Annotated in this window: 21 protein-coding genes and 1 other annotated feature; of the genes, 11 read left to right on the top strand and 10 right to left on the bottom strand. The window is 60.3% G+C overall.

All coding sequences use genetic code 11. From position 1 onward, the window contains the following. The first annotated feature begins 38 nt into the window (after positions 1-38). Positions 39-1472, top strand: coding sequence for a glycosyltransferase family 39 protein (locus tag ACJ8HA_RS14310; protein WP_164099408.1), 1434 nt, complete (start codon positions 39-41; stop codon positions 1470-1472). A gap of 31 nt (positions 1473-1503) precedes the next feature. On the opposite strand, the gene ACJ8HA_RS14305 is transcribed toward ACJ8HA_RS14310, so the two are convergent. Next, entirely contained in the window at positions 1504-2505 is a 1002-nt protein-coding gene (locus ACJ8HA_RS14305) for a zinc-binding alcohol dehydrogenase family protein (RefSeq protein ID WP_049205434.1), read from the bottom strand. A 97-nt stretch (positions 2506-2602) separates the two neighbouring features. Here ACJ8HA_RS14305 and ACJ8HA_RS14300 point away from each other — a divergent pair, with 97 nt between their 5' ends. Beyond that, entirely contained in the window at positions 2603-3514 is a 912-nt protein-coding gene (locus ACJ8HA_RS14300) for a LysR family transcriptional regulator (protein WP_025305222.1), read from the top strand. A gap of 30 nt (positions 3515-3544) precedes the next feature. Here ACJ8HA_RS14300 and ettA read toward each other — a convergent pair whose 3' ends face one another. The 4 genes from ettA to ACJ8HA_RS14280 all read right to left on the bottom strand — a co-directional run bounded on the left by ettA (position 3545) and on the right by ACJ8HA_RS14280 (position 7746). After that, entirely contained in the window at positions 3545-5212 is a 1668-nt protein-coding gene (ettA, locus tag ACJ8HA_RS14295) for an energy-dependent translational throttle protein EttA (RefSeq protein WP_442515382.1), read from the bottom strand. A gap of 142 nt (positions 5213-5354) precedes the next feature. Beyond that, positions 5355-5852: an OmpA family protein gene (locus ACJ8HA_RS14290; protein ID WP_016929155.1), complete on the bottom strand. Its 498-nt coding sequence runs from the start codon at positions 5850-5852 to the stop codon at positions 5355-5357. A 38-nt stretch (positions 5853-5890) separates the two neighbouring features. Next, the gene (locus ACJ8HA_RS14285) at positions 5891-7138 is read right to left on the bottom strand and encodes a diguanylate cyclase domain-containing protein (RefSeq protein ID WP_025305223.1); all 1248 of its coding nucleotides are present in this window, start codon (positions 7136-7138) and stop codon (positions 5891-5893) included. Beyond that, on the bottom strand, positions 7135-7746 hold the full coding sequence (locus ACJ8HA_RS14280; RefSeq protein WP_025305224.1) for a YfiR family protein: 612 nt from the start codon (positions 7744-7746) through the stop codon (positions 7135-7137). Before ACJ8HA_RS14280 ends, ACJ8HA_RS14285 begins: the two co-directional genes overlap by 4 nt. Positions 7747-8378: 632 nt before the next feature. Between ACJ8HA_RS14280 and sltY the strand changes: the two genes are divergently transcribed. Both sltY and trpR read left to right on the top strand, forming a co-directional pair. Beyond that, positions 8379-10307, top strand: coding sequence for a murein transglycosylase (gene sltY / locus ACJ8HA_RS14275; protein WP_038630194.1), 1929 nt, complete (start codon positions 8379-8381; stop codon positions 10305-10307). Positions 10308-10361: 54 nt separating this feature from the next. Next, on the top strand, positions 10362-10691 hold the full coding sequence (trpR, locus tag ACJ8HA_RS14270; RefSeq protein ID WP_049207238.1) for a trp operon repressor: 330 nt from the start codon (positions 10362-10364) through the stop codon (positions 10689-10691). 11 nt (positions 10692-10702) lie between these two features. Here trpR and yjjX read toward each other — a convergent pair whose 3' ends face one another. After that, positions 10703-11221 (bottom strand): inosine/xanthosine triphosphatase, encoded by a 519-nt coding sequence (yjjX, locus tag ACJ8HA_RS14265; RefSeq protein ID WP_004933015.1) that lies wholly within the window; start codon positions 11219-11221, stop codon positions 10703-10705. 101 nt (positions 11222-11322) lie between these two features. Between yjjX and gpmB the strand changes: the two genes are divergently transcribed. After that, complete coding sequence (gene gpmB, locus ACJ8HA_RS14260; protein ID WP_025305227.1) at positions 11323-11970, top strand: 2,3-diphosphoglycerate-dependent phosphoglycerate mutase GpmB; 648 nt, start codon at positions 11323-11325, stop codon at positions 11968-11970. On the opposite strand, the gene robA is transcribed toward gpmB, so the two are convergent. After that, positions 11967-12836: an MDR efflux pump AcrAB transcriptional activator RobA gene (gene robA, locus ACJ8HA_RS14255; protein WP_025305228.1), complete on the bottom strand. Its 870-nt coding sequence runs from the start codon at positions 12834-12836 to the stop codon at positions 11967-11969. The two genes, gpmB and robA, sit on opposite strands and share 4 nt — an antisense overlap. A gap of 342 nt (positions 12837-13178) precedes the next feature. Here robA and creA point away from each other — a divergent pair, with 342 nt between their 5' ends. Then, positions 13179-13658, top strand: coding sequence for a protein CreA (gene creA, locus ACJ8HA_RS14250; RefSeq protein WP_004933005.1), 480 nt, complete (start codon positions 13179-13181; stop codon positions 13656-13658). Positions 13659-13710: 52 nt separating this feature from the next. Here the strand turns inward: creA and arcA are convergent, their stop codons facing one another. Then, positions 13711-14427: a two-component system response regulator ArcA gene (gene arcA, locus ACJ8HA_RS14245; protein ID WP_442515381.1), complete on the bottom strand. Its 717-nt coding sequence runs from the start codon at positions 14425-14427 to the stop codon at positions 13711-13713. Positions 14428-15056: 629 nt separating this feature from the next. Between arcA and ACJ8HA_RS14240 the strand changes: the two genes are divergently transcribed. The 5 genes from ACJ8HA_RS14240 to thrC all read left to right on the top strand — a co-directional run bounded on the left by ACJ8HA_RS14240 (position 15057) and on the right by thrC (position 20788). Then, positions 15057-15743 (top strand): tRNA/rRNA methyltransferase, encoded by a 687-nt coding sequence (locus ACJ8HA_RS14240; protein WP_043136020.1) that lies wholly within the window; start codon positions 15057-15059, stop codon positions 15741-15743. 194 nt (positions 15744-15937) lie between these two features. Next, entirely contained in the window at positions 15938-16024 is an 87-nt protein-coding gene (thrL, locus tag ACJ8HA_RS14235) for a thr operon leader peptide (protein WP_071525951.1), read from the top strand. Then, positions 15963-16080 (top strand) — a sequence feature (Thr leader region). Its footprint overlaps the gene before it by 62 nt. Before the next feature lie 24 nt (positions 16081-16104). Next, positions 16105-18564 (top strand): bifunctional aspartate kinase/homoserine dehydrogenase I, encoded by a 2460-nt coding sequence (gene thrA, locus ACJ8HA_RS14230; RefSeq protein ID WP_049205431.1) that lies wholly within the window; start codon positions 16105-16107, stop codon positions 18562-18564. A 1-nt stretch (position 18565) separates the two neighbouring features. After that, complete coding sequence (gene thrB, locus ACJ8HA_RS14225) at positions 18566-19495, top strand: homoserine kinase (protein ID WP_016929148.1); 930 nt, start codon at positions 18566-18568, stop codon at positions 19493-19495. Between the two features lie 3 nt (positions 19496-19498). Further along, positions 19499-20788: a threonine synthase gene (thrC, locus tag ACJ8HA_RS14220; RefSeq protein WP_442515380.1), complete on the top strand. Its 1290-nt coding sequence runs from the start codon at positions 19499-19501 to the stop codon at positions 20786-20788. A gap of 46 nt (positions 20789-20834) precedes the next feature. Here the strand turns inward: thrC and yaaA are convergent, their stop codons facing one another. Both yaaA and ACJ8HA_RS14210 read right to left on the bottom strand, forming a co-directional pair. After that, positions 20835-21611 carry a peroxide stress protein YaaA gene (yaaA, locus tag ACJ8HA_RS14215; protein ID WP_043136008.1) on the bottom strand — a complete coding sequence of 259 codons (777 nt, stop codon included), beginning with the start codon at positions 21609-21611 and terminating at the stop codon, positions 20835-20837. 106 nt (positions 21612-21717) lie between these two features. Next, positions 21718-23154: an alanine/glycine:cation symporter family protein gene (locus ACJ8HA_RS14210; RefSeq protein WP_025301518.1), complete on the bottom strand. Its 1437-nt coding sequence runs from the start codon at positions 23152-23154 to the stop codon at positions 21718-21720. Positions 23155-23184: the final 30 nt, after the last annotated feature.

The following is a 23184-nucleotide window of genomic DNA, read 5'->3' as shown; positions in this document are numbered from 1 at the left end:
AGTTAAGATTTTCTTTACAATAACGCTCAGAAGAAGTCATGTCTTATCGCTTACTCGCTCTCTGGTTGGTCTGCTATGCCGCAGCCTGGACGCTGCTGACCGTTCATCTCGATCCTACCCTGCCTTACGACGCCGTTGAGGCGCTCAACTGGGGCCTCAACGGCGAGTGGGGCTCACCGAAAAATCCTTGGTTGGTCGGTGCGGCGATGCAGCCGGCGATCGGGCTCTCGTGGCTGCCGCTGAACGTTTACTGGTACGGCGGCCACTTCATCGCCATCGCCATCGGCATGTTGGGCGTCTGGCTATTGGCGCGCCGCCTGAGCGGCAGCACCTCGCTGGCCTGGATGGCGCTGCTGACGCTCAACCTGTCCGGCATCATCAATTTCGACATCATTCCCTACAACGACAACTACCTGTTGGTGATGCTGTGGCCGTGGATGGCGCTGTTCTTCCACCTGGCGATCTCGCGTTCGGCCAACTGGTGGCCGGCCTTCGCATTGGCCGCCGGGCTGGCGATGATGGCGAAGTACTCGACCTTCGCCTTCGTCTATTTCGCGGCGCTGTCGACGCTGTTCGTACCGCAGATCCGCCGCTGCTACCGCCAGCCGCAGTTCTATCTAGCGGTGGCGATCTGGTTGGCGCTGGTGCTGCCGAACGTGTTCTGGTTGTGGAACCACGACTTTGCCGCCTTTAAGTGGGTGGATTCGCAGATCAAGATGCAGCTCAATCTCGACATGCTGCAGTCGCTGCTGCTGGTGTTTTATCCGTCGCTGGTGCTGTGGGGGATCCTGCGGCGCAGCGGGGCGGTGCTGGCCTGGCCATCGGCCTTGCCGATGCGGGTGTTGCTGTGGGTCTACCTGTTGCCGCTCGGCATCATTACCTTCTGGTTCTCTTTCAACGTCGGCGGCCGGCTGACCGAATGGCTGCAGCCGTTCTTCATGCTGGCGCCCGCGCTGCTGGTCGGTTGCGTGCGTCAGCCGCCGGTGCGTTCGCTGCGCGCGGCGACCCTCGGGCTGATGTGCGCAGCGCTGGCGGTCTATCTGGGGTATGCCGCGGTGATGCTGGGCAACGTGCGCAACGCCGGCCAGAAGATGGTGGGTATCAAGGCGTTCAGCGCCGGGGTGGAGCGGCTGTGGCGGGAGCGGTATGGCGTCGACCTACGCTACGTCGGCGGCGAATACCTGTCGCAGTGGATGACGGTGTACGCCGGTTCCCGGCCGCAGACCATTACGCGCTGGTCCAATCATACGCGGCCGAATATCTACAACGTCAACATCAGCTATCCGCAGATTGCGCAGCACGGCGTCGCCCTGTTCGGGCGGTTGGGTGAAGACTGCGCGCATAGCGATTTCGGCGGGGAGCTGGCCCACTGGCCGAAACTGCGCCTCGACTGGCAGCAGACGCTGACCTTCCGCGCCGATCCGCAGGCCGATGAGCAAACGCTGTGCGTCGGTTTCGTTCGTCCGCAATAACGGCGGCGCAGAACGCCGCCGCGATGCGAACTTAGTAAGCGATAACCAGCTTGCCTTGCATGTGGCCGCCGAGTAGCTGTTGATGTGCGGCGGTCAGCGTGTCTACCGACAGCCCGTGCAGGGTTTCGCTCAGCGTGGTGCTCAGCTTGCCCTCGTCCAGCAGCTGCGCCACTTGCTGCAGGATCTTGCCCTGTTGCGCGATGTCCGGGGTGGTGAACATGCTGCGGGTGAACATGAATTCCCAGTGCAGTGCGGCGCTTTTCAGCTTCAGCGCGTTTTGATCCAACGGCTGCGCGTTCTCGACGATGGTGCAGATATGGCCGAGCGGCGCGACCAGCTCGGCCATCGCCGGCCAGTGGCCGTCGGTGTCGTTCAGACACAGGATGTAATCCACCTGCTCGATGCCCTGCTGCGCCAGGTTGCCCTTCAGATCGCGGTAATCCACCACCAGATCGGCGCCGCGCTCACGGCACCAGGCGGCGGATTCCGGTCTTGATGCGGTAGCGATTACTTTCACCTTGCTGCGCAATGCGGCCAGCGGAATGGCCAGCGAGCCGACACCGCCGGCGCCGCCGATGATCAGCAGCGTCTTGTGCTCCGGCGCGTCCTGAATGTTCAGGTGTTCGAACAGCGCTTCCCAGGCGGTGAGGGCGGTGAGCGGCATGGCGGCGGACTCGGCCCAGTTCAGGCTGCGCGGTTTGTGAGCGGCGATGCGTGAGTCGATCAACTGGTGGCTGCTGTTGCTGCCGGGCCGGGTGATGTCTCCGGCGTACCACACTTCATCGCCGGGCTTGAAGCCGCTGACGCTGCTGCCCACGCCCACCACGATGCCGCTGGCGTCCCAGCCAAGGACGCGCGGCTGCTGCAGGCCGCTTTTCTGCAGACCGGCGTGCACTTTGGTGTCCACCGGATTGACCGACGCCGCTTTCACTTCCACCAGCAGATCGTACTGACCGGGTACCGGCATCTCCGGTGAGATTTCGATGAAACCGGCGGGGTTCTGCGGGTCTACGGCAATGGCTTTTATCGACATGATTGTACTCCTTTCAAATGATGCCCCCAGTGTAGACCCGCAGCAGTGGAGTGATAAGATGGACAATATCTAACGGAGTGTTCGTTTAAGGTGAACAATGGAATTCAAACAGCTGCAGGACATGGCGCTGTTCGCGCTGGTGGCGGAGTGCGGCAGTTTTACCGCCGCCGCGCAGCGCGTCGGGCTGCCGAAGTCCAGCGTCAGCCAGCGTATCAGCCAGCTCGAACAAACGCTGGGGCTGCGATTGCTCAATCGCACCACGCGCCAGCTGAACTTGACCTTCGCCGGTGAGCGTTATCTGGAGCATTGTCAGGCGATGATGTCCGCCGCCGAACGCGCCGATCTGGCGCTGCAGCGGCTGCGCGATAACCCGAGCGGCCGCCTGCGCATCTCGACGCCTGCCGGGCTAGGGGCAACCCTGGTGGCGCGGCTGGCGGCGGATTTTCAGCGCCAGTACCCGGACGTTTCGCTGGAGGTGTCGGTGTCCGACGCCATGGTGGATCTGGTGCAGGAAGGTTACGACGCCGCACTGCGTACCGGCAAGCCGCAGGATTCTTCACTGATCGGCCGCCGCCTCGGGTACGCGCCGCGCTATCTGTTGGCTGCGCCGTCCTATCTGGCGCAGCATCCGCCGATCGAACACCCGCAGCAACTGCAGCAGCATCGTTGCATCGCCCATCGGGCTTGGACGGCCTGGAACCTGCGCTGCGGCGACGATTATTACCGCTGGCAGCTGCCGCTGGCGCACACCACCGACAACCTGCTGTATGCACGCGAATGTGCCATTGCCGGTGCCGGCATCACGCTGCTGCCGGCGTTTCTCAGCCGCGAGGTGGTGGCGCAGAAGCTGTTGGTGGAGGTGTTGCCGGCGTGGCGTGCGGAAGGGAACGAGCTGTATCTGGTCTACCCGAGCCGCAAGCTGAATTCCCCGGCGCTGGCCTGTTTCATCGATGTGGTGCTGCAGCATCCGGCGTTCGACGACTACGCGCGCGAGTTGGCGCGCGAGTAAAAAAAGGCGCCGCATGCGGCGCCTTGGGTATTACTTGGCGATCTTCTTGTACTTGATGCGGTGCGGCTCGAGCGCGTCGGCGCCCAGCGTACGCTTCTTGTACTCTTCGTACTCGGTGAAGTTGCCTTCGAAGAATTCCACCTTGCCCTCGTCCTGGTAGTCCAGGATGTGGGTGGCGATACGGTCGAGGAACCAACGGTCGTGCGAGATCACCATGGCGCAGCCAGGGAATTCCAGCAGGGCGTTTTCCAGTGCGCGCAAGGTTTCGATATCCAGGTCGTTGGTCGGTTCATCGAGCAGCAGCACGTTGCCGCCAACCTGCAGCAGCTTGGCCAGGTGCAGACGGCCACGCTCACCGCCGGACAGCTCGCCCACGCGTTTGCCCTGATCGACGCCCTTGAAGTTGAAGCGGCCGACATAGGCGCGGCTCGGCATCTCGGTGTTGCCGATGCGCATGATGTCCTGCCCGCCGGAGACTTCTTCCCACACGGTTTTCGAACCGTCCATGCTGTCGCGGAACTGATCGACGGACGCCAGCTTGACGGTATCGCCCAACACGATGCTGCCGGAATCAGGCTGCTCCTGACCGGACATCATGCGGAACAGCGTAGATTTACCCGCGCCGTTCGGGCCGATGATGCCGACGATTGCCCCTTTCGGCACCGAGAACGACAGGTCATCGATCAGCAGGCGGTCGCCGTAGGACTTGCGCAGGTTGCTGACTTCGACCACTTTATCGCCCAGGCGAGCGCCAGGTGGGATGAACAGTTCGTTGGTTTCGTTACGTTTCTGGTATTCGGTGTTGTTCAGCTCTTCGAAGCGGGCCAAACGGGCCTTGCCTTTGGACTGACGGCCTTTGGCACCCTGACGCACCCACTCCAGCTCTTTCTCGATCGACTTGCGACGAGCGGCTTCGGCGGACGCTTCCTGCGCCAGACGCGCGTCTTTCTGCTCCAGCCAGGACGAGTAGTTGCCTTCCCACGGGATGCCTTCGCCGCGGTCCAGTTCGAGGATCCAGCCGGCCACGTTATCCAGGAAGTAACGGTCGTGGGTGATCGCCACCACGGTGCCTTCGAAGTCGTGCAGGAAGCGTTCCAGCCAGGCCACGGACTCGGCGTCCAGGTGGTTGGTCGGTTCGTCCAGCAGCAGCATGTCCGGTTTTTCCAGCAGCAGGCGGCACAGCGCGACGCGGCGGCGTTCACCCCCGGACAGGTGGGCGATTTTGGCGTCCCAGTCCGGCAGGCGCAGCGCATCGGCGGCGCGTTCCAGTTGGGCGTTGAGGTTGTGACCGTCGTGCGCCTGAATGATCTCTTCCAGGCGGCCCTGTTCGGCGGCCAGCTTGTCGAAGTCTGCGCTTTCTTCCGCGTACAGCGCGTACACTTCGTCCAGGCGTTTCAGCGCGCCGACCACTTCCGCCAGCGCTTCTTCCACCGATTCACGCACGGTGTGTTCGAGGTTAAGCTGCGGCTCCTGCGGCAGATAACCGATCTTGATGCCCGGCTGCGGGCGCGCTTCCCCTTCGATATCGGTATCGATGCCGGCCATGATGCGCAGCAGGGTGGACTTACCGGCGCCGTTCAGGCCCAGTACGCCGATTTTTGCCCCAGGGAAGAAGCTCAGGGAGATGTTTTTCAAAATATGACGCTTCGGCGGTACTACCTTGCCGACGCGGTGCATGGTATAGACGTATTGAGCCACTTTGCTCTAAGCCTCTCTATATCAGTATTTATAGGATGTCTGGCGGCATGAGTGTAGCCCGTTTCGATCTCGGATCCCAGACATCGCTCAGCGATCGCTAAGTATAACCGTTTATGCGCCGATAAAGGCGCATATTGGTGGCTTATGGCGTGACGACGATCGCGACGCGGCGGTTTTCCGCGCGGCCGCTGGAGGTGCGGTTATCGGCAACGGGGTCGCGTTTGCCCATGCCGCGAGTTTCGATATTGGCGCGCGGAATGCCGACGCTGGCCAGCAGATCGGCCACCGCATCGGCGCGGCGCAGGGATAGCTGGTCGTTGTAGCTGTCTTCACCGTAGTTGTCGGTATGGCCGTCCAGGCGGAACTTGGTGATGCCGACGCTCAGCAGCGCACGGCCCATCTTCTGCACCGTCTCGGTGCTTTCCGGGTTCAGCTTGCCGATATTGTTGCCGAACAGCACTTTATCCGACAGGCCGAACTCCCAGCCGTTATCGGTCAGTTTGAAGCCCTGCGATTGCAGCAGTGCAACCTGCTCGGGCGTCAGGCCCTGCGGTTTGCTCTGGCAGCCGGCGAGCGCCAGCAGGGCGACGAACGCCATCGCCAGCAGTGAAAAACGACCTTTAAACAGTTGCTGTATCATAGTCAAAATCCCTAGTTCAAGTGTTATAGCCGGGGCTCTTATTTATGTATAGCCAGCCGCCAGCCTCCGTTATAACGATGCTTTGCCTGATACATCGCATCGTCAGCCTCGTGCAAAAGACCCTGAGGCGTTGACGCGTGATCAGGGTACAGCGCAATACCGATACTCAGAGAGGTAATGACCGTCTCGTCGTTCGGCAAAATGACCGGTTGCGTCATGCAGTCGATGATGTTGTCAGCGATCTGCAAGACATCTTCCGTGCCGTGTACCGGCGCCAGCAGCACGGCGAATTCATCCCCTCCCAGGCGTGCGACCAGATCGGTTTCGCGCAGCTGCGCGCGAATGCGCCCGGCAATGGTGGTCAGCACCGCATCGCCTGCGGCGTGGCCGTAACTGTCGTTCACCTCCTTGAAACGATCGCCGTCGATAAACAGCACCGCCAATTTCGCCGGCGATTCGATATCGCCCAGCGCCCGGCTCAGTCGCCCTTCGAAGAAGGCGCGGTTCGGCAAACCGGTCAGGCTGTCGTGCGTTGCCCGGTGCGCCAGCGAGTCGTTCTCCTGCTTCAGATGGGCCTGCCAGGCCTCCAGCTCGTCGAGCAAGCCGTTGAAATCGTTGCTGAGCTCATGCAACTCGGCGATAGGCGCCGACGGCACCCGCAGGCCGAAGGTGCGATCGCGGCGCACCGCATGCGCCACATTGGCGATGTCGTCCAGCGAACTGACGATGCCGACCAGCATACGGCGCGACAACACCAGGGCGCACAGGGTGCTGAGCACCAGGCAGGCGATCATACCGACCATGCCGCGCAACAGGAAACGCAGCAGGCTGCCGCCGTTACCGCTCAGCCAGACCTGACCGACCTGCTTGCCCTCGTGGGTGATAGGCAGAATGACCGGCTCGGGCAGCGCCCAGTGCGCGACGATCTGCTCAAGGCCATGCAGCGGCCCATCGGTGGGATGGCGCCAGTTGGCTAGCATCTTGCCGTTGTTGTCGAGGATCCGCACGTCCGATACCTCTTCGTTGGAGGCGATCAGCATCAGCGCCTCGCGCGCGGCAGTGCGATCTTCAAACACTACGGCGGCTTCGACGGTATAGCTGATGGAGCGCGCGATCAGGTGCAGGTTGTGATTGGCATAGGCGCGCAGTGCAAACAGCGCCACCAGCGTCAAAAAGATGCCGGCGGTGCCGACGGCGATCAGCGCCAGCCCAAGATGCACCCGCTGCAGCACTCGGCCCAGCGTCGGGCGCGCATTGCCGGAGCGGTTTCTACGCAACAGCCTCATAGCGGCGGCGCCTGTTTGCGTGCCAGCTGCAGCACGTTGGGGTGAACGCGCACGCCGCTGCGCGCCAGAGCGTCCAGGTTGACCTTGAAACTGGCCTGGTCCCCATCGATCTGCAGGCAAAAAGCGCTGCCGGCGGAGCATTCGCTATCGTTTTCGCTGATGCTGAGAATGGAGTTGCCGGAAATGCGCTGCATGAAATTTTGTCTCTGCGCGGCGGTGATGTTCCCTAAGTAGATGACATCGCAGCCGGTACTCAGCGTTGGGCTGTCGAACGGCACGCGCTCGGCTTTAATCGGGCGCGGCGCGCTCAGCAGGATCGGATCGAACAGCCCTTCGGCATACTGGGTGGGCGCGGTCACGCACAAGCGGATCGGATTGGGTTCACGCGACCAGCGGGCGTAGCTGATGATGCCTACCACCACGGTCGTCACGGCGTGCGTGCGCTTTTGATAGGGATCATCGGCGGCGTGCGCAGGCCCGGACAACGTCAGCAGCGCTAACAAAACGATCAGCAGCAGGCGACCGATATTCAGGCGTGCGCCAAGGAAGCCCGGCTCGGGGCTTTTTGCGCAACGCATTGCTATCGCGGTCTTATTCGCCATCTTCACCCGCCATTCCGGCCTGATCCACCGCCCGCAGGCCGTGGCCTGACAAGGAAAAATCCGGCCCGCTTGAAGGGACTATCGTTTTGCTGAAAGCTGTCAGTCGCACTGCCTAATGAACACTATCTAACCCATAATTGGCGCGGATTGTATTATAAGATGTCTTCGTTGGGCGCTTTATGTGCTGTTTTCTCGGAATTATCCTACTTATTTTTGATAGTATAAAAATGCCTACCCGGGTTTGCCACCGCTTTTCTGCAAAGTTGGCGCGTTTGGCCAGCTGTCAGGCGATTTGCGCAACGGCGGGCTCATATCTCAAATGAAATAATGTGATAGCTAATAATTAAAAAGCATTTTACTTCTTTCATAAACACCGGGCCGGTTAATAAAAATCCGGTGACTGGAAATATCCCGGCGACCTGATTTGTCAGTCAAAGTAAACGTTTTTTACCTGGCTCCCGTCATGGCGATACACTTCTTCTTCTACAGTATTGAATGGATAAGCGATTGCGCTGTCTATGGTAGATATCTGCGTCCGGGCCGTGCGCCCGGCTTTATTTTGTCCCGCGGCGCCGTGCGCGGCGGTCACCGGGGGGCTGGGCGGCTCCCTCGGTACAACCAGTGAGGAAAGAGCGAGGATGGTCAAGGTGGACAAGCGACGGCTGTTGGCAATGGGGCTGTGCCTGACGGCGTTTTCAGGCGCGGCGCTGGCGGATTCTCTGGATGCGCAACGTCAGCGCTACCAGCAGATCAAACAGGCGTGGGACGGCAATCAGATGGACGTGGTGGCGCAGCTGATGCCGACGCTGCGTGATTATCCGCTTTATCCTTACCTGGAATACCGCGAGCTGACACAGGATCTTAGCCAGGCGGGGTTCTCCGAGGTGAACGACTTTATCAAGCGCAACCCGACGCTGCCGCCGGCGAAATCGCTGGCGCCGCGCTTCGTCAATGAGCTGGCGCGGCGCGAAGACTGGCGCACCCTGCTGGCCTTCAGCCCACAGCCGCCCAAACCGGTGGCGGCGCGCTGCAACTATTACTACGCCAAATGGGCTACCGGCGACCAGCAGGCGGCCTGGAGCGGCGCCGATGAACTGTGGTTGAACGGCAAAACGTTGCCGAGCGCCTGCGATCGGCTGTTCAGCGTCTGGCGCGGCGCAGGCAAGCAAACGCCGCTGGATATTCTGGCGCGTATGAAGCTGGCGCTGAAAGAGGGCAACAGCTCGCTGGTCAGCAACCTTTACAGCCAACTGCCGGCCGACTATCAAACCATGGGCAACGCCCTGGTGCGCTTGCAAAACGATCCGACCACCGTGGAAGCCTTCGCCCGCAGCGTAGGGCCGACCGACTTTACCCGTGCCGCCACCGGCATCGCCTTTGAACGCCTGGCGCGGCAGGATGTGGAAAACGCGCGGGCGATGATCCCGACGCTCGCGCGGCTGCAGAAAATGAGCGACGACGAGCGGCTGGGGCTGGAAGAGTCGGTGGCCTGGCGCCTGATGGGCAGCGACGCTACCTATGAACAGGCGCAGTGGCGCGATCAGGTGATTCTGCGTAGCCGTTCGCCTTCGCTGCTGGAGCGCCGGGTGCGCATGGCGCTGGGTAACGGCGATCGGCAGGGCGTCGCGACCTGGCTGGCCCGTCTGCCGGAAGCGTCGCGCAACAAGGATGAGTGGCGCTACTGGCGCGCCAGTCAGCTGATGGACGAAGGCAAACGCGCCGAAGGTGAGGAGATGTTGCGCAATCTGATGACCGAACGCGGTTTCTATCCGATGGTGGCGGCGCAGAAGCTGAACGCCACTTATCCGGTGATGGTGGCGGTGGCGGCCAAGCCGCGCACGTCGCTGGTCGACGGGCCGGAGGTCGCCCGGGTACGCGAGCTGATGTACTGGAATATGGACAACCTGGCCCGCAGCGAATGGGGCTCCTACGTCGCCAGCCGCAGCCGGCCGGAACAAGAGGCACTGGCGCGCTACGCCTTTGAGCAAAAATGGGCCGATCTGAGCGTGCAGGCGACCATCGTCGGCAAGCTGTGGGATCATCTGGAGGAACGCTTCCCGGTCGCTTGGCCACAGGAGTTCCGCCGCGCCACCGATGACAAGGGGATCACCAGCAGCTATGCGATGGCGATCGCGCGCCAGGAGAGCGCCTGGAATCCGAAGGCGCAGTCGCCGGTCGGTGCCGCCGGCCTGATGCAGGTGATGCCGCGCACCGCGCAGCATACGGTGCAGATGTTCAATATTCCCGGCTATGTCGGCCCGAGCCAACTGTTCGATCCGCAGACCAATATCACCATCGGCACCAGCTATCTGGAGTCGGTCTATCAGCAGTTCGGCCGCAACCGCATTCTGTCGAGCGCCGCCTATAATGCCGGCCCGTCGCGGGTGAATACCTGGCTGGGCAACAGCGCGGGGCGGATCGATCCGGTGGCGTTCATCGAAAGCATTCCGTTCTCTGAAACCCGCGGCTACGTCAAGAACGTGCTGGCTTATGATGCGTTTTACCGTTATCTGACGCACCGGCCGGCCAAGGTGCTGACCGACGCCGAGTGGCAGAGACGTTATTGATTTTGACGGCCCTATGGTATGCTGCTGTACTAGTTAAATAGTATGGTGGCTGCCATGACGCAATTATCGTTAAACGACCCCGCTCTTTCAGAACAAGGCAATGAGGATTGGCTGCGCTTCGTCGCGCTGCTGCAGAATTCGTTTGCGCAAGAACTTCATCAACCGCTGTTGCAGCTGATGTTGACGCCGGACGAGCGCACCGCGCTGGGCACCCGGGTGCGGATCATTCAGGAATTGATGCGTGGCGAGATGAGCCAGCGCGAGCTGAAAAATGAACTGGGCGCGGGGATCGCCACCATCACCCGCGGTTCTAACAGCTTGAAAGCGGCTTCACCCACGCTGAAACAGTGGCTTGAGCAGCAGTTGCTGCACGACGCGCCCTAGTAGACTCAGCGTTATTGCTGATAGATGGCGTTGTGGAACGGCACCAGCGCCAGCAGCAGCGCCTGGTGGTAAACGCTGGTGCGGCTCAGCCGGCCGTCAGTGAAGACGCCGATGGCGCCGCCCTGACGTTTCACCTCGGCGTTGCCGGTGATCGCCGCCATTTCGCTGCCCAATTCGCGACCGGCGCGAATACCTTGTAAGATGACTTCCGGCAGCATCAGGCTCGCCGAGCGGGATTCGCCACGGATGTGCGGGTTCTCGATGGTCATCCAGGCGAAGGTCATATTCTCTTCAATCCCGGCTTCCACGCCGACCCAAAAATCGGCCTCGGGCCTGACCTGGCGCGCTTCCATCACGCGTTGACGCGAACCGGTGCGGGTTTCGTGGTTGCCTATCGGCTGCAGCGAGACGCCGCTGGCGACGTCAACGGATTCAATGCGGTATTGGCCCGCGCCAAAGACGTCATCGAAGGCGAGTTGAATAGCCTTGATCTTTGCCGGGTTGGTAGTTGCAGCGACAACATGGTACATAACGGGTTTGATATCCTTCTGGCCGATACGCCGGGCAGCGGCAAAAGCGCCGCCGGGCCGGGGATAAACGCAAATTTCACGCAGTATAACGGAAAACAAAAATGTTACAGGTATACCTCGTTCGCCATGGCGAAACGGAATGGAACGCGGCTCGCCGCATCCAGGGTCAGTCCGACAGCCCGTTAACCGCCATGGGTGAACACCAGGCCCGTCTGGTCGCCAGGCGGGTCAGCAAAGAAGGCATTACGCACATCATTACCAGCGATCTGGGGCGCACGCGCCGCACCGCGCAAATCATCGCCGAAGCCTGTGGCTGCGAAGTGATTGGCGATCCGCGTTTGCGTGAGCTGCACATGGGGGTTCTGGAAGAACGCCTGATCGACAGTTTGACGCCGCAGGAAGAGCAGTGGCGCAAACAGATGGTCGATGGTACTCCTGACGGCCGTATCCCTCAAGGCGAATCCATGGAGGAACTCGGCGAGCGCATGCGCGCCGCGCTGGAGAGCTGCCTGATGCTGCCGGAAGGCAGCAAGCCGCTGCTCGTCAGTCATGGCATCGCGTTGGGGTGTTTGATCAGTACGGTGCTGGGGCTGCCGGCCTATGCGGAACGCCGCTTGCGCTTGCGCAACTGCTCACTGTCGCGCGTCGATCATCAGCAGAGCCCGTGGCTGGCTTCCGGCTGGATCGTGGAAACGGCGGGCGATGTCACGCACCTGGACATGCCCGCGTTGGACGAACTGCAGCGTTAACGCCGAATCGGGATCAGGTAATCGCACTTGATCTCGATAGGCGCCTGATGCGGACGGCGCTCGCCTTTCGGGTAGAAGCGTTCGATGTCGTGCCCTTTGCGGCGCGTCAGCTGGAGCGCCGGCAGGCAGGTGCCGTACACCGTCAGAATAAAGTCTTGCAGGTTCTCGGTTGGCCCTTCGTAGCTGAACATCGCAAACTCACCGCCCGGCAACACCAGCGGCTGGCCTTCCTGTACCTTGTCAGGCACCTGATCCGGCTCCAGCGCCGTGGTATACAGCACTTCCTGTTCGTCGTCCTTCTCCTGGCTTGGGCGCGAGTGGTGCAGCCCGTACAGCACTGGCGGCAGGGTTTCGACGTCACCGAGGAACTGACGCCAGAACTGCGAGCGCAGTTCAGTGCGCACGGTGGTGATCTGTTCCAGCGTACAGGAGTAGCTTTGGGTCAGGCCGACCAGGTGTTTGTCTGGCAGCGAGACGAATTCCGGCTGCGGCAGAGTGAAGGCCCCCAGACGGATCGGCGGACAGATGCCGAACGCATTCCAGTCCTCGGCGCGGCGGTACAGCGCCGGCGTTTGCGCAAACTGTTTTTTGAAGGCGCGGGTGAAGGTCTGCTGCGAGTCGAAACGATATTGCAGGGCGATATCCAAAATCGGCCGGCTGGTCAGACGCAGCGCGACGGCGGCTTTGGACAGTCTCCTTGCCCGGATGTAAGCACCGATGGCATTACCGGTAATATCTTTGAACATCCGTTGCAGATGCCATTTGGAGTAGCCGGCCTTGGCCGCCACGTTATCCAGCGACAAGGGTTGGTCCAAATGGCTTTCCAGCCAGCTAAGCAGATCACGAATGATACCGGCTTGATCCATAGATCTTCCTCGTAAAGCTTGGGGGTAGGAACCCGAACTGTTGATTCGTCACGCTGGTGCTGCGCTATCAGACCGATCCATGAGCCATTATGCGTTGCACTCTTTGCCTCTGCTGCGCATGCCGCGCCAGAGTTGGATTGGGGTACACCGTAGTGGGCGCAAAGAAATAACGACGCCGCATCATAGCAACTTTTTTACTCCGCGACTCTCAAAGATTTTTGTCACGCTCTGTGCTAAAACGGACGGTGCGGACCCGTATAAAACCGATTCCGTGAGCTTAGACATAAATAATGGCGATCGCCGAACCTATTTTTGCGGCAAGGTTATATCGGAGTTAAGTAAATGAAAAAAAGCTGGATATTTTTATTCGGTTTGGTTTGCGCAACCGTGGGAAGCGCACAGGCGGAGCAAGTGGGTTCCGTTGATACGGTGTTTAAATTGTTGGGGCCGGACCACAAAATCGTGGTCGAAGCGTTCGACGATCCGGATGTTAAAAATGTAACTTGTTATATCAGCCGCGCCAAAACCGGCGGCATCAAAGGCGGCCTGGGGCTGGCGGAAGACACCGCCGACGCGGCCATTTCCTGCCAGCAGGTCGGGCCTATAGAGCTGAGCGACAAGATCAAAAACGGCAAGGCGGAAGGCGATGTGGTGTTCCAGAAACGCACTTCGCTGGTGTTCAAGAAGCTGCAGGTGGTGCGCTTCTACGACGCCAAGCGCAATTCACTGATCTACCTGAGCTATTCCGACAAGGTGATCGATGGCTCGCCGAAAAATGCGCTGAGCGCGGTGCCGATCATGCCGTGGGCTGAGACGAAATAAAAAAAACGGGGTTCAGCATGCTGAACCCCGTTTTCATGACGGCAGGCGGGAGTTACTCTTCCAGCTCGCCGCAGAAGCGGTAGCCTTCGCCGTGAATGGTGGCGATGATTTCCGGCGTGTCCGGCGTCGATTCGAAGTGTTTGCGAATGCGACGGATGGTGACGTCCACGGTGCGGTCATGTGGCTTCAGTTCGCGACCGGTCATCTTCTTCAGCAGTTCGCCGCGGGATTGGATCTTGCCCGGGTTTTCGCAGAAGTGCAGCATGGCGCGGAATTCACTGCGCGGCAGTTTGTACTGTTCGCCGGCCGGGCTGATCAGCGAGCGGCTGTTGATGTCCAGTTCCCACCCGTTGAACTTGTAGCTCTCGACCAGGCGGCGCTCTTCGCCCAGGCTGCCCAGATTCATGGTGCGCGACAGCAGGTTACGTGCGCGGATAGTCAGCTCACGCGGGTTGAACGGCTTGGTGATGTAATCGTCGGCGCCGATTTCCAGGCCGAGGATCTTATCCACTTCGTTATCGCGGCCGGTCAGGAACATCAAGGCGACGCTGGCCTGTTCACGCAGTTCGCGCGCCAACAGCAGGCCGTTTTTGCCTGGCAGGTTGATGTCCATGATGACCAGATTGATATCATTTTCAGACAGGGTATTGTGCATCTCTGCACCATCATTGGCTTCATGAACAATGTAGCCTTCCGCCTCGAAAATGCTCTTCAGGGTGTTACGAGTGACTAACTCGTCTTCGACAATCAGAATGTGCGGGGTCTGCATATTTGCTACCTAAAATTGCCAACAAAATAGAAAATAGGAAGTACAGAAGTCTCTGTTTTCTTAGAGGAGGGCAGAGATAGCGCCACGTTCCCTCTCAGCAAATGACTAAAGTACGTAAACTCGTTCTTGATGCACTTTCCATCTCATGTCAACAAGATCGCTAGCCTGGTGGGGATGCTGTTCCCTACAACCCCTGGGGTGCCAAATCGGCGCATATCCTAACCCCATTAACAGCAATATAACAGCGCGTGCCGAATTCATCACCCAACAAAACTACGCTTTGTTGACATATATCAAATTCAATTGTAGCACGTTAACAGATTTGTGAAAAACACTTACAGAAATGCCAGTTTAAGTCACAGAACCTCAAATTCTGTGAACGATTCAGCATTATCGGGCCCGATAGGATACAATTATTCGCTTATTGATCATCGTCTTGTTTTAACTCATTGATAAATAAATACAGTAAAACATAAGCATGAATAATGACTATTACGGCGGATTTATTAGCTCAACGAGCCGTTTAATCTTGTTTGTTGCTATTAACGCGTTTATTGTTACGCAATTGTAAATATAAGCGGGCGCTGCGATACCGTCAAAAGCGCAGGCCCGCCTTCGGTGGAAGAGTGATGCAGCTTCATATTGTTTTAGTGGCTCCGGCGCGGCCGGAAAACGTCGGCGCGGCGGCGCGCGCGATGAAAACCATGGGCTTCGCTTCGTTGCGCATCGTCGACAGCGAGGCGCACCTGCAGCCGGCTGCACGCTGGGTGGCACACGGGGCCGGCGAGATCCTCGACGGCGTGCAAACGTTCGCCACGTTGGAACAGGCGCTGGCGGATGTAGACTTCACGGTCGCCACCACCGCCCGCAGTCGCGCGCGTTTTCACTACTACTGCACGCCGCCTGAGCTGCTGGAACAGCTGAGTGAGCGTAAGCAGTGGGTCGGCCAGGCCGCGCTGGTGTTCGGCCGCGAAGATTCCGGCCTGACCAACGAAGAGCTGGCGCTGGCGGATTTGCTGACCGGCGTGCCGATGCAGGCGGACTACCCGTCGCTTAACCTGGGCCAGGCGGTGATGGTGTACTGCTACCAGTTGGCGAGCCTGATGGGCGTCAGCACGCCGCAGGAAAAGGTGGCGTCGGAAGGGCCACTCAAAGCGCTGCGCCACCGCGCCGATGCCTTGTTGAACGCTTTGGATGTCGGCGATGACCAAAAATTGCGCGATTGGCTGCATCAGCGCCTCGGGGCGTTGCAACAGCGAGACACGGCGATGTTGCATACGCTGCTGCACGACATCGAAAAAAAACTCGCCAAGTGATAGCGGCTCCATCAGACGGTTACCCAGCGTGATCCACTAGTAAATCGGCTTTAAGTTGTTTTTTTGTTCTGTCGTTTTGCTTTTCACCTCCGATATCGCGCAATGTCGCCGCTGAACGGAAAATAAGCAAAAAAAAGAAATAGTTTGACTTGGGATAGCGATTGCTTTAACCAATAGAGGGGACAGAGTATTTCATGAGACAGACAGACAACATGCGCAACATCAGCCTGAAAACCACAATTATTACCACCACCGATACCACAGGTAACGGGGCGGGCTGACGCGCACAGGAAACACAGAAAAAAGCCCGCACCTAATCAGTGCGGGCTTTTTTTTCGGCTTAAATTCGGAGAGATGACACATGCGAGTGCTGAAATTTGGCGGAACCTCGGTAGCGAATGCGGAACGTTTTCTGCGCGTCGCCGACATCATGGAGAGTAACGCGCGTCAGGGACAGGTAGCCACGGTCTTGTCCGCCCCCGCAAAGATCACCAACCATCTGGTGGCGATGATCGACAAGACGGTGGCGGGTCAGGACATTCTGCCGAATATCAGCGACGCCGAGCGGATCTTTGCCGATCTGCTGAGCGGCCTGGCGCAGGCGCTGCCGGGCTTTGAATACGATCGCCTGAAAGGCGTGGTCGATCAGGAGTTCGCGCAACTCAAGCAGGTGTTGCACGGCGTCTCGCTGCTGGGGCAGTGCCCGGACAGCGTGAACGCGGCGATCATCTGTCGCGGCGAAAAACTCTCCATCGCCATCATGGAGGGGGTGTTCCGCGCCAAGGGCTATCCGGTCACGGTGATCAACCCGGTGGAGAAGCTGCTGGCGCAGGGCCACTACCTGGAGTCTACCGTGGACATCGCCGAGTCCACGCTACGCATCGCCGCCGCGGCGATCCCGGCCGACCACATCGTGCTGATGGCCGGTTTCACCGCCGGTAACGACAAGGGCGAGCTGGTGGTGTTGGGCCGCAACGGCTCCGACTATTCCGCCGCGGTGCTGGCCGCCTGCCTGCGCGCCGACTGTTGCGAAATCTGGACCGACGTCGATGGTGTGTATACCTGCGATCCACGCACCGTACCGGACGCCAGGCTGCTGAAATCGATGTCGTACCAGGAGGCGATGGAGCTCTCCTACTTCGGCGCCAAAGTGCTGCACCCTCGCACCATCACACCGATTGCCCAGTTCCAAATCCCTTGCCTGATTAAAAACACCTCTAACCCGCAAGCCCCCGGCACGCTGATCGGTAAAGACAGCACCGATGACGCGATGCCGGTCAAAGGCATCACCAACCTGAACAACATGGCGATGATCAACGTCTCCGGCCCGGGCATGAAAGGCATGGTCGGCATGGCCGCACGGGTGTTCGCCGTGATGTCGCGCGCCGGCATTTCGGTGGTGCTGATCACCCAATCCTCTTCCGAATACAGCATCAGCTTCTGCGTGCCGCAGGGTGAACTGCAGCGCGCCCGCCGGGCGCTGGAAGAGGAGTTCTATCTGGAGTTGAAAGACGGCGTGCTGGATCCGCTGGACGTCATGGAACGCCTGGCGATCATCTCGGTGGTCGGTGACGGCATGCGCACCCTGCGTGGCATCTCCGCGCGCTTCTTCTCCGCGCTGGCGCGCGCCAACATCAATATCGTCGCTATCGCCCAGGGCTCTTCCGAGCGTTCAATTTCGGTGGTGGTCAGCAATGATTCCGCCACCACCGGCGTGCGCGTCAGCCATCAGATGCTGTTCAACACCGATCAGGTGATCGAAGTGTTCGTCATCGGCGTCGGCGGCGTCGGCGGGGCGCTGATCGAGCAAGTCTACCGCCAGCAGCCGTGGCTGAAGCAAAAACATATCGACCTGCGGGTGTGCGGCATCGCCAACTCGCGCGTGATGCTGACCAACGTGCACGGCATCGCGCTGGACAGCTGGCGCGACGAGCTGGCCGGCGCGCAGGAGCCGTTCAATCTCGGCCGCCTGATCCGGCTGGTGAAGGAGTATCACCTGCTGAACCCGGTGATCGTCGACTGTACCTCCAGCCAGGCGGTGGCCGATCAATACGTGGACTTCCTGGCGGACGGTTTCCACGTGGTGACGCCGAACAAAAAGGCCAACACCTCGTCGATGAACTATTATCAGCAACTGCGCGCGGCCGCTGCCGGTTCGCACCGCAAGTTTCTCTACGACACCAACGTTGGCGCCGGTCTGCCGGTGATTGAGAACCTGCAAAACCTGCTGAACGCCGGCGATGAGCTGGTGCGCTTCTCCGGCATTCTGTCCGGGTCGCTGTCCTTTATCTTCGGCAAGCTGGACGAAGGGATGTCGCTGTCGGCCGCGACCCTGCAGGCCAGGGCCAACGGCTACACCGAACCGGATCCGCGCGACGACCTGTCCGGTATGGACGTGGCGCGCAAGCTGCTGATCCTGGCGCGCGAGGCCGGTTACAAACTGGAACTGAGCGATATCGAGGTTGAGGCGGTGCTGCCGCCGTCCTTCGACGCGTCGGGCGATGTGGATCAGTTCCTGGCGCGGCTGCCGGAGCTGGATAAAGAATTCGCGCGCAACGTGGCCAACGCCGCTGAGCAAGGCAAGGTGCTGCGCTATGTCGGCCTGATCGACGAAGGGCGCTGCAAGGTGTGCATCGAGGCGGTGGACGGCAACGATCCGTTGTATAAAGTGAAGAACGGCGAGAACGCGCTGGCCTTCTACAGCCGCTATTATCAGCCGCTGCCGCTGGTGCTGCGCGGCTACGGCGCCGGTAACGATGTGACCGCAGCGGGCGTGTTTGCCGATCTGCTGCGCACACTGTCATGGAAGTTGGGAGTTTAATATGGTTAAGGTGTATGCACCGGCCTCGATCGGTAACGTCAGCGTCGGTTTCGATGTGCTGGGCGCGGCGGTTTCGCCGATCGACGGCACGCTGCTGGGCGACTGCGTCAGCGTCGAAGCCGCCGAAACGTTCAGTTTGCAGAATGCCGGGCGCTTCGTCAGCAAGCTGCCGGCCGAGCCGAAAGAGAACATCGTTTATCAATGCTGGGAGCGTTTCTGCCAGGAGATCGGCCGCGAAGTGCCGGTGGCGATGCGCTTGGAAAAGAACATGCCGATCGGATCGGGGCTGGGTTCCAGCGCCTGTTCGGTGGTGGCTGGGCTGATGGCGATGAACGAATTCTGCGATCGGCCGCTGGATAAGACGACGCTGCTTGGCCTGATGGGCGAGCTGGAAGGCCGCATTTCCGGCAGCGTGCATTACGACAACGTGGCGCCATGCTATTTGGGCGGCCTGCAGCTGATGCTGGAAGAAGAAGGCATCATCAGCCAGGAGGTGCCGTGCTTCGACGATTGGCTGTGGGTCATGGCCTATCCCGGCATCAAGGTGTCCACCGCCGAAGCGCGCGCCATTTTACCCGCGCAATACCGTCGTCAGGATTGCATCAGCCACGGCCGCTACCTGGCCGGCTTTATTCACGCCTGCCACACCCGGCAGCCGCAGCTGGCCGCCAAATTGATGCAGGACGTGATCGCTGAACCGTACCGCACCCGGCTGTTGCCGGGCTTTGCCGAAGCGCGCAAGGCGGCGCAGGACATCGGCGCGCTGGCCTGCGGCATCTCCGGCTCCGGCCCGACGCTGTTCGCCGTCTGCAACGACGGCGCTACCGCGCAGCGCATGGCCGCCTGGCTGCAACAACACTATCTGCAAAACGACGAAGGTTTTGTTCATATTTGCCGTCTGGATACCGCAGGCGCTCGACTACTGGGATAACGCATGAAACTGTACAACCTTAAGGATCACAACGAGCAGGTCAGCTTCGCGCAGGCGATCAAACAAGGTCTGGGCAAGCAGCAGGGGCTGTTCTTCCCGCTGGAGCTGCCGGCGTTCGAACTGACCGAGATTGACCAGCTGCTGGAGCAGGATTTTGTCACCCGCAGCAGCCGCATTCTGTCGGCCTTTATCGGCGAAGAGGTGCCGGAAGCGGCGCTGAAGAAACGCGTACAGGCCGCCTTTGAGTTCCCGGCGCCGGTGGCGAAAGTGACGGAAGACGTCTCCTGCCTGGAGCTGTTCCACGGCCCGACGCTGGCGTTCAAAGACTTCGGCGGCCGCTTTATGGCGCAGATGCTGGCGGAAGTGGCCGGTGAGCAGCCGGTGACCATTCTGACCGCCACCTCCGGCGACACCGGCGCCGCCGTGGCGCACGCCTTCTACGGCTTGAAAAACGTGCGGGTGGTGATCCTGTATCCGCAGGGCAAAATCAGCCCGCTGCAGGAAAAGCTGTTCTGCACCCTGGGTGGCAACATTCACACCGTGGCGATCGACGGCGACTTCGATTCTTGTCAGGCGCTGGTGAAGCAGGCGTTCGACGATCAGGAGTTGAAAGATGCGCTACACCTGAACTCGGCCAACTCGATCAACATCAGCCGCTTGCTGGCGCAGATCTGTTACTACTTCGAAGCGGTGGCGCAGCTGCCGCAGGAAGCGCGCAATCAGCTGGTCATTTCGGTGCCGAGCGGCAACTTCGGCGATCTGACCGCCGGGCTGCTGGCCAAGTCGCTGGGTCTGCCGGTGAAGCGCTTCATCGCCGCCACCAACGCCAACGACACCGTGCCGCGCTTCCTGACCAGCGGCCAGTGGCAGCCGCACGCTACGGTCGCGACGCTGTCCAACGCCATGGACGTCAGCCAGCCAAACAACTGGCCGCGCGTGGAAGAGCTGTTCCGTCGTAAGGTCTGGCAACTGAAAGAGCTGGGTCAGGCGGCGGTCAGCGATGAGACCACCAGGGAAACGATGCGTGAACTGGCCGAGCTGGGCTATATCTCAGAACCACACGCGGCCATTGCCTATCGCGCGCTGCGCGATCAGCTGCAGGAAGGAGAGTTTGGCCTGTTCCTCGGTACCGCGCATCCGGCCAAGTTTAAAGAGAGCGTAGAAGCGATCCTCGGCCAGGAACTGCCGTTGCCGAAAGCGCTGGCGCTGCGGGCCGATCTGCCGCTGCTGTCGCACTCGCTGCCGGCCAATTTCGGCGAGCTGCGCAAGTTCCTGATGGGACTGCCGGCCTGAAGTTCAGCAGGCTAAAATGCGAAAAGCCGTCTTGCGACGGCTTTTTTTATGCCTGCTCCGGGCGTTTGAACACCAGTTCATTACCCTGCGAGGCGGCTTCGTCGAAGGCGTAGCCTTCCAGGTTGAAGTCCACCAGCTGTTCGCTACGCGTCAGGCGATTTTTGATGATAAAGCGGCTCATCAACCCGCGCGCTTTCTTGGCGTAGAAACTGATGACCTTGTACTTGCCGTTCTTCTCGTCGAGGAACACCGGTTTGATCAGCGCGCCGTGCAGTTTGGCCGGCTTCACCGCCTTGAAATACTCGTCGGACGCCAGATTGACCACCACGTCATCGCCCTGTTGCTCCAGCGCTTCGTTGAGCTTTTTGGTGATCTGATCGCCCCAGAAGCTGTACAGGTCTTTGCCCTTCGGGTTTTCCAGCTTGATGCCCATCTCCAGCCGGTACGGCATCATCAGATCGAGCGGGCGCAGCACGCCATACAGGCCGGACAGCATGCGCAGATGCTGCTGGGCGAAGTCGAAATCGGCTTCGTTGAAATCCTGCGCCTGCAGGCCGGTGTAAACGTCTCCCTTGAACGCCAGCAGCGCCTGACGGGCATTGTCCGGGGTAAATGTCGGCTGCCACTCGCTAAAGCGCGCGGCGTTCAGCCCGGCCAGCTTGTCGCTGATGCTCATCAGGCTGGCGATTTGCGCCGGCGTCAGCTCGCGGCAAATTTTGATCAGCTGTTTCGACTTGTCCAGCAGTTCGGGCTGCGTGAAGCGTTCTGTCGCCAGCGGGCTTTCGTAATCGAGCGTTTTTGCAGGGGAAATAATAACGAGCATGGCCAGATCCTGTTTATCCAAGTGCGGATACTGTAGCAAAAAGCGCGGGAAAAAGGGGCAATCGGTCCAATAGGCCGGGGCGCGTATCGCAGGCGCCCCGGAAAACTCAGCGCGGCGGCTTTTGGTCGTCCCACACGCCCGGCTCCAGCTGCGACTTCAGCTCCGGATAACGGGTGGCGTCGAAGGTTGGCAGCTTGCCCAGGCGGCGTTGGCGATGGTAGTCGTCGGCCAGTTTCAGCGCCACCCGCGACAGCAGCAGGATCGCCGTCAGGTTGGTGATCGCCATCAGGGCCATGGAGGTATCTGCCATTTTCCACACCAGCGGCAGCTCCGCCAGCGCGCCGAACATCACCATGCCCAGCGCCACGCAGCGGAAAATCAGCAGGCCGCCCGGGTGGTTGTGCTCGAGGAACACCAGGTTGCTCTCGGCATAGGCATAGTTGGCGATGATCGAGGTGAAGGCGAAGAAGAAGATGGCGATGGCGACGAACGGTGCCCCCCAACTGCCGACGGCGGTTGACAGCGCGCGCTGGGTCAGATCGATGCCGCTGATGCTGTCGGTCGGCTGATCGAGTATGCCGGAAGAGAGGATGATCGCCGCGGTGGCGCTGCAGATGACGATGGTATCGATAAACACCCCGAGCATTTGCACATAACCTTGCGAAGCCGGATGCGGCGGATAAGGCGAGGCGGACGCCGCCGCGTTGGGCGCCGAGCCCATGCCGGCTTCGTTGGAGAACAGGCCACGCTGCACGCCCTGAGTCATCGCCTGGGAAATACCGTAACCGACGGCGCCGGCCGCGGCTTCCTGCAGGCCGAAGGCGCTTTTGAAGATCAGCGCCAGGATCGCCGGCATGTGTTCGATGTTATGGCCAATCACCCAGAGAGCCAACAGCAGGTAGGCGCCGGCCATCAGCGGCACCACCAGTTCGGCCACTTTGGCGATGGAACGGATGCCGCCGAAGATCACCACGCCGCTCAGCAACACCAGGCCGATGCCGACGTGCAGCGGCTGCAAATGGAAGGCGACGGCGGAGGCCTGGGCGATGGAGTTGGCCTGCACGGCGTTGAATACCAGGCCGAACGCGATGATCAGGAAGATGGAGAACAGCACGCCCATCCAGCGCATGCCGAGACCTTTTTCCATGTAATAGGCCGGGCCACCGCGGTAGTTGCCGTTATCGTCTTTGGTTTTGTAGAGCTGAGCCAGCGAGCTTTCCACAAAGGAGGTGGCCATGCCGATAAACGCCACCACCCACATCCAGAAGATGGCGCCGGGGCCGCCGGCGGTGAGGGCAATGGCGACGCCGGTCAGGTTACCGGTGCCGACGCGCGCCGCCAGCGTGGTACAGAGCGCCTGAAAAGAGGAGATGCCGGCGCTGTCGCTTTTATTGCTGTTTTTCAACACCGAGAACATGTGGCTGAAGTGGCGAAGCTGGATAAAGCGGGTACGCAACGTGAAGTAGATGCCGGTGCCGAGCAACAGATAAATCAGCACTGACCCCCACAAAATGTTGTTTATAAAATTCATCAGGTCCGTCAAGGGATCCCTCCTCTTATCGAAATGTCATGC

The organism is Serratia sp. CY33802 (assembly GCF_052169095.1).
Taxonomy (GTDB): Bacteria; Pseudomonadota; Gammaproteobacteria; order Enterobacterales; family Enterobacteriaceae; genus Serratia; species Serratia bockelmannii.
This window is presented reverse-complemented; position numbering and strand designations above follow the sequence as displayed.

What these genes read in the sequence shown, in the direction of transcription:
- ACJ8HA_RS14305 (WP_049205434.1), bottom strand. Translation starts at nt 2,505, where the DNA reads ATGTCGATAAAAGCCATTGCCGTAGACCCGCAGAACCCCGCCGGTTTC.
- arcA (WP_442515381.1), bottom strand. Translation starts at nt 14,427, where the DNA reads ATGCAGACCCCGCACATTCTGATTGTCGAAGACGAGTTAGTCACTCGT.
- creA (WP_004933005.1), top strand. Translation starts at nt 13,179, where the DNA reads ATGAAAAAAAGCTGGATATTTTTATTCGGTTTGGTTTGCGCAACCGTG.
- ACJ8HA_RS14240 (WP_043136020.1), top strand. Translation starts at nt 15,057, where the DNA reads ATGCAGCTTCATATTGTTTTAGTGGCTCCGGCGCGGCCGGAAAACGTC.
- robA (WP_025305228.1), bottom strand. Translation starts at nt 12,836, where the DNA reads ATGGATCAAGCCGGTATCATTCGTGATCTGCTTAGCTGGCTGGAAAGC.
- thrA (WP_049205431.1), top strand. Translation starts at nt 16,105, where the DNA reads ATGCGAGTGCTGAAATTTGGCGGAACCTCGGTAGCGAATGCGGAACGT.
- thrC (WP_442515380.1), top strand. Translation starts at nt 19,499, where the DNA reads ATGAAACTGTACAACCTTAAGGATCACAACGAGCAGGTCAGCTTCGCG.
- ACJ8HA_RS14300 (WP_025305222.1), top strand. Translation starts at nt 2,603, where the DNA reads ATGGAATTCAAACAGCTGCAGGACATGGCGCTGTTCGCGCTGGTGGCG.
- ACJ8HA_RS14290 (WP_016929155.1), bottom strand. Translation starts at nt 5,852, where the DNA reads ATGATACAGCAACTGTTTAAAGGTCGTTTTTCACTGCTGGCGATGGCG.
- trpR (WP_049207238.1), top strand. Translation starts at nt 10,362, where the DNA reads ATGACGCAATTATCGTTAAACGACCCCGCTCTTTCAGAACAAGGCAAT.
- sltY (WP_038630194.1), top strand. Translation starts at nt 8,379, where the DNA reads ATGGTCAAGGTGGACAAGCGACGGCTGTTGGCAATGGGGCTGTGCCTG.
- thrL (WP_071525951.1), top strand. Translation starts at nt 15,938, where the DNA reads ATGAGACAGACAGACAACATGCGCAACATCAGCCTGAAAACCACAATT.
- yjjX (WP_004933015.1), bottom strand. Translation starts at nt 11,221, where the DNA reads ATGTACCATGTTGTCGCTGCAACTACCAACCCGGCAAAGATCAAGGCT.
- yaaA (WP_043136008.1), bottom strand. Translation starts at nt 21,611, where the DNA reads ATGCTCGTTATTATTTCCCCTGCAAAAACGCTCGATTACGAAAGCCCG.
- ACJ8HA_RS14285 (WP_025305223.1), bottom strand. Translation starts at nt 7,138, where the DNA reads ATGAGGCTGTTGCGTAGAAACCGCTCCGGCAATGCGCGCCCGACGCTG.
- gpmB (WP_025305227.1), top strand. Translation starts at nt 11,323, where the DNA reads ATGTTACAGGTATACCTCGTTCGCCATGGCGAAACGGAATGGAACGCG.
- ACJ8HA_RS14310 (WP_164099408.1), top strand. Translation starts at nt 39, where the DNA reads ATGTCTTATCGCTTACTCGCTCTCTGGTTGGTCTGCTATGCCGCAGCC.
- thrB (WP_016929148.1), top strand. Translation starts at nt 18,566, where the DNA reads ATGGTTAAGGTGTATGCACCGGCCTCGATCGGTAACGTCAGCGTCGGT.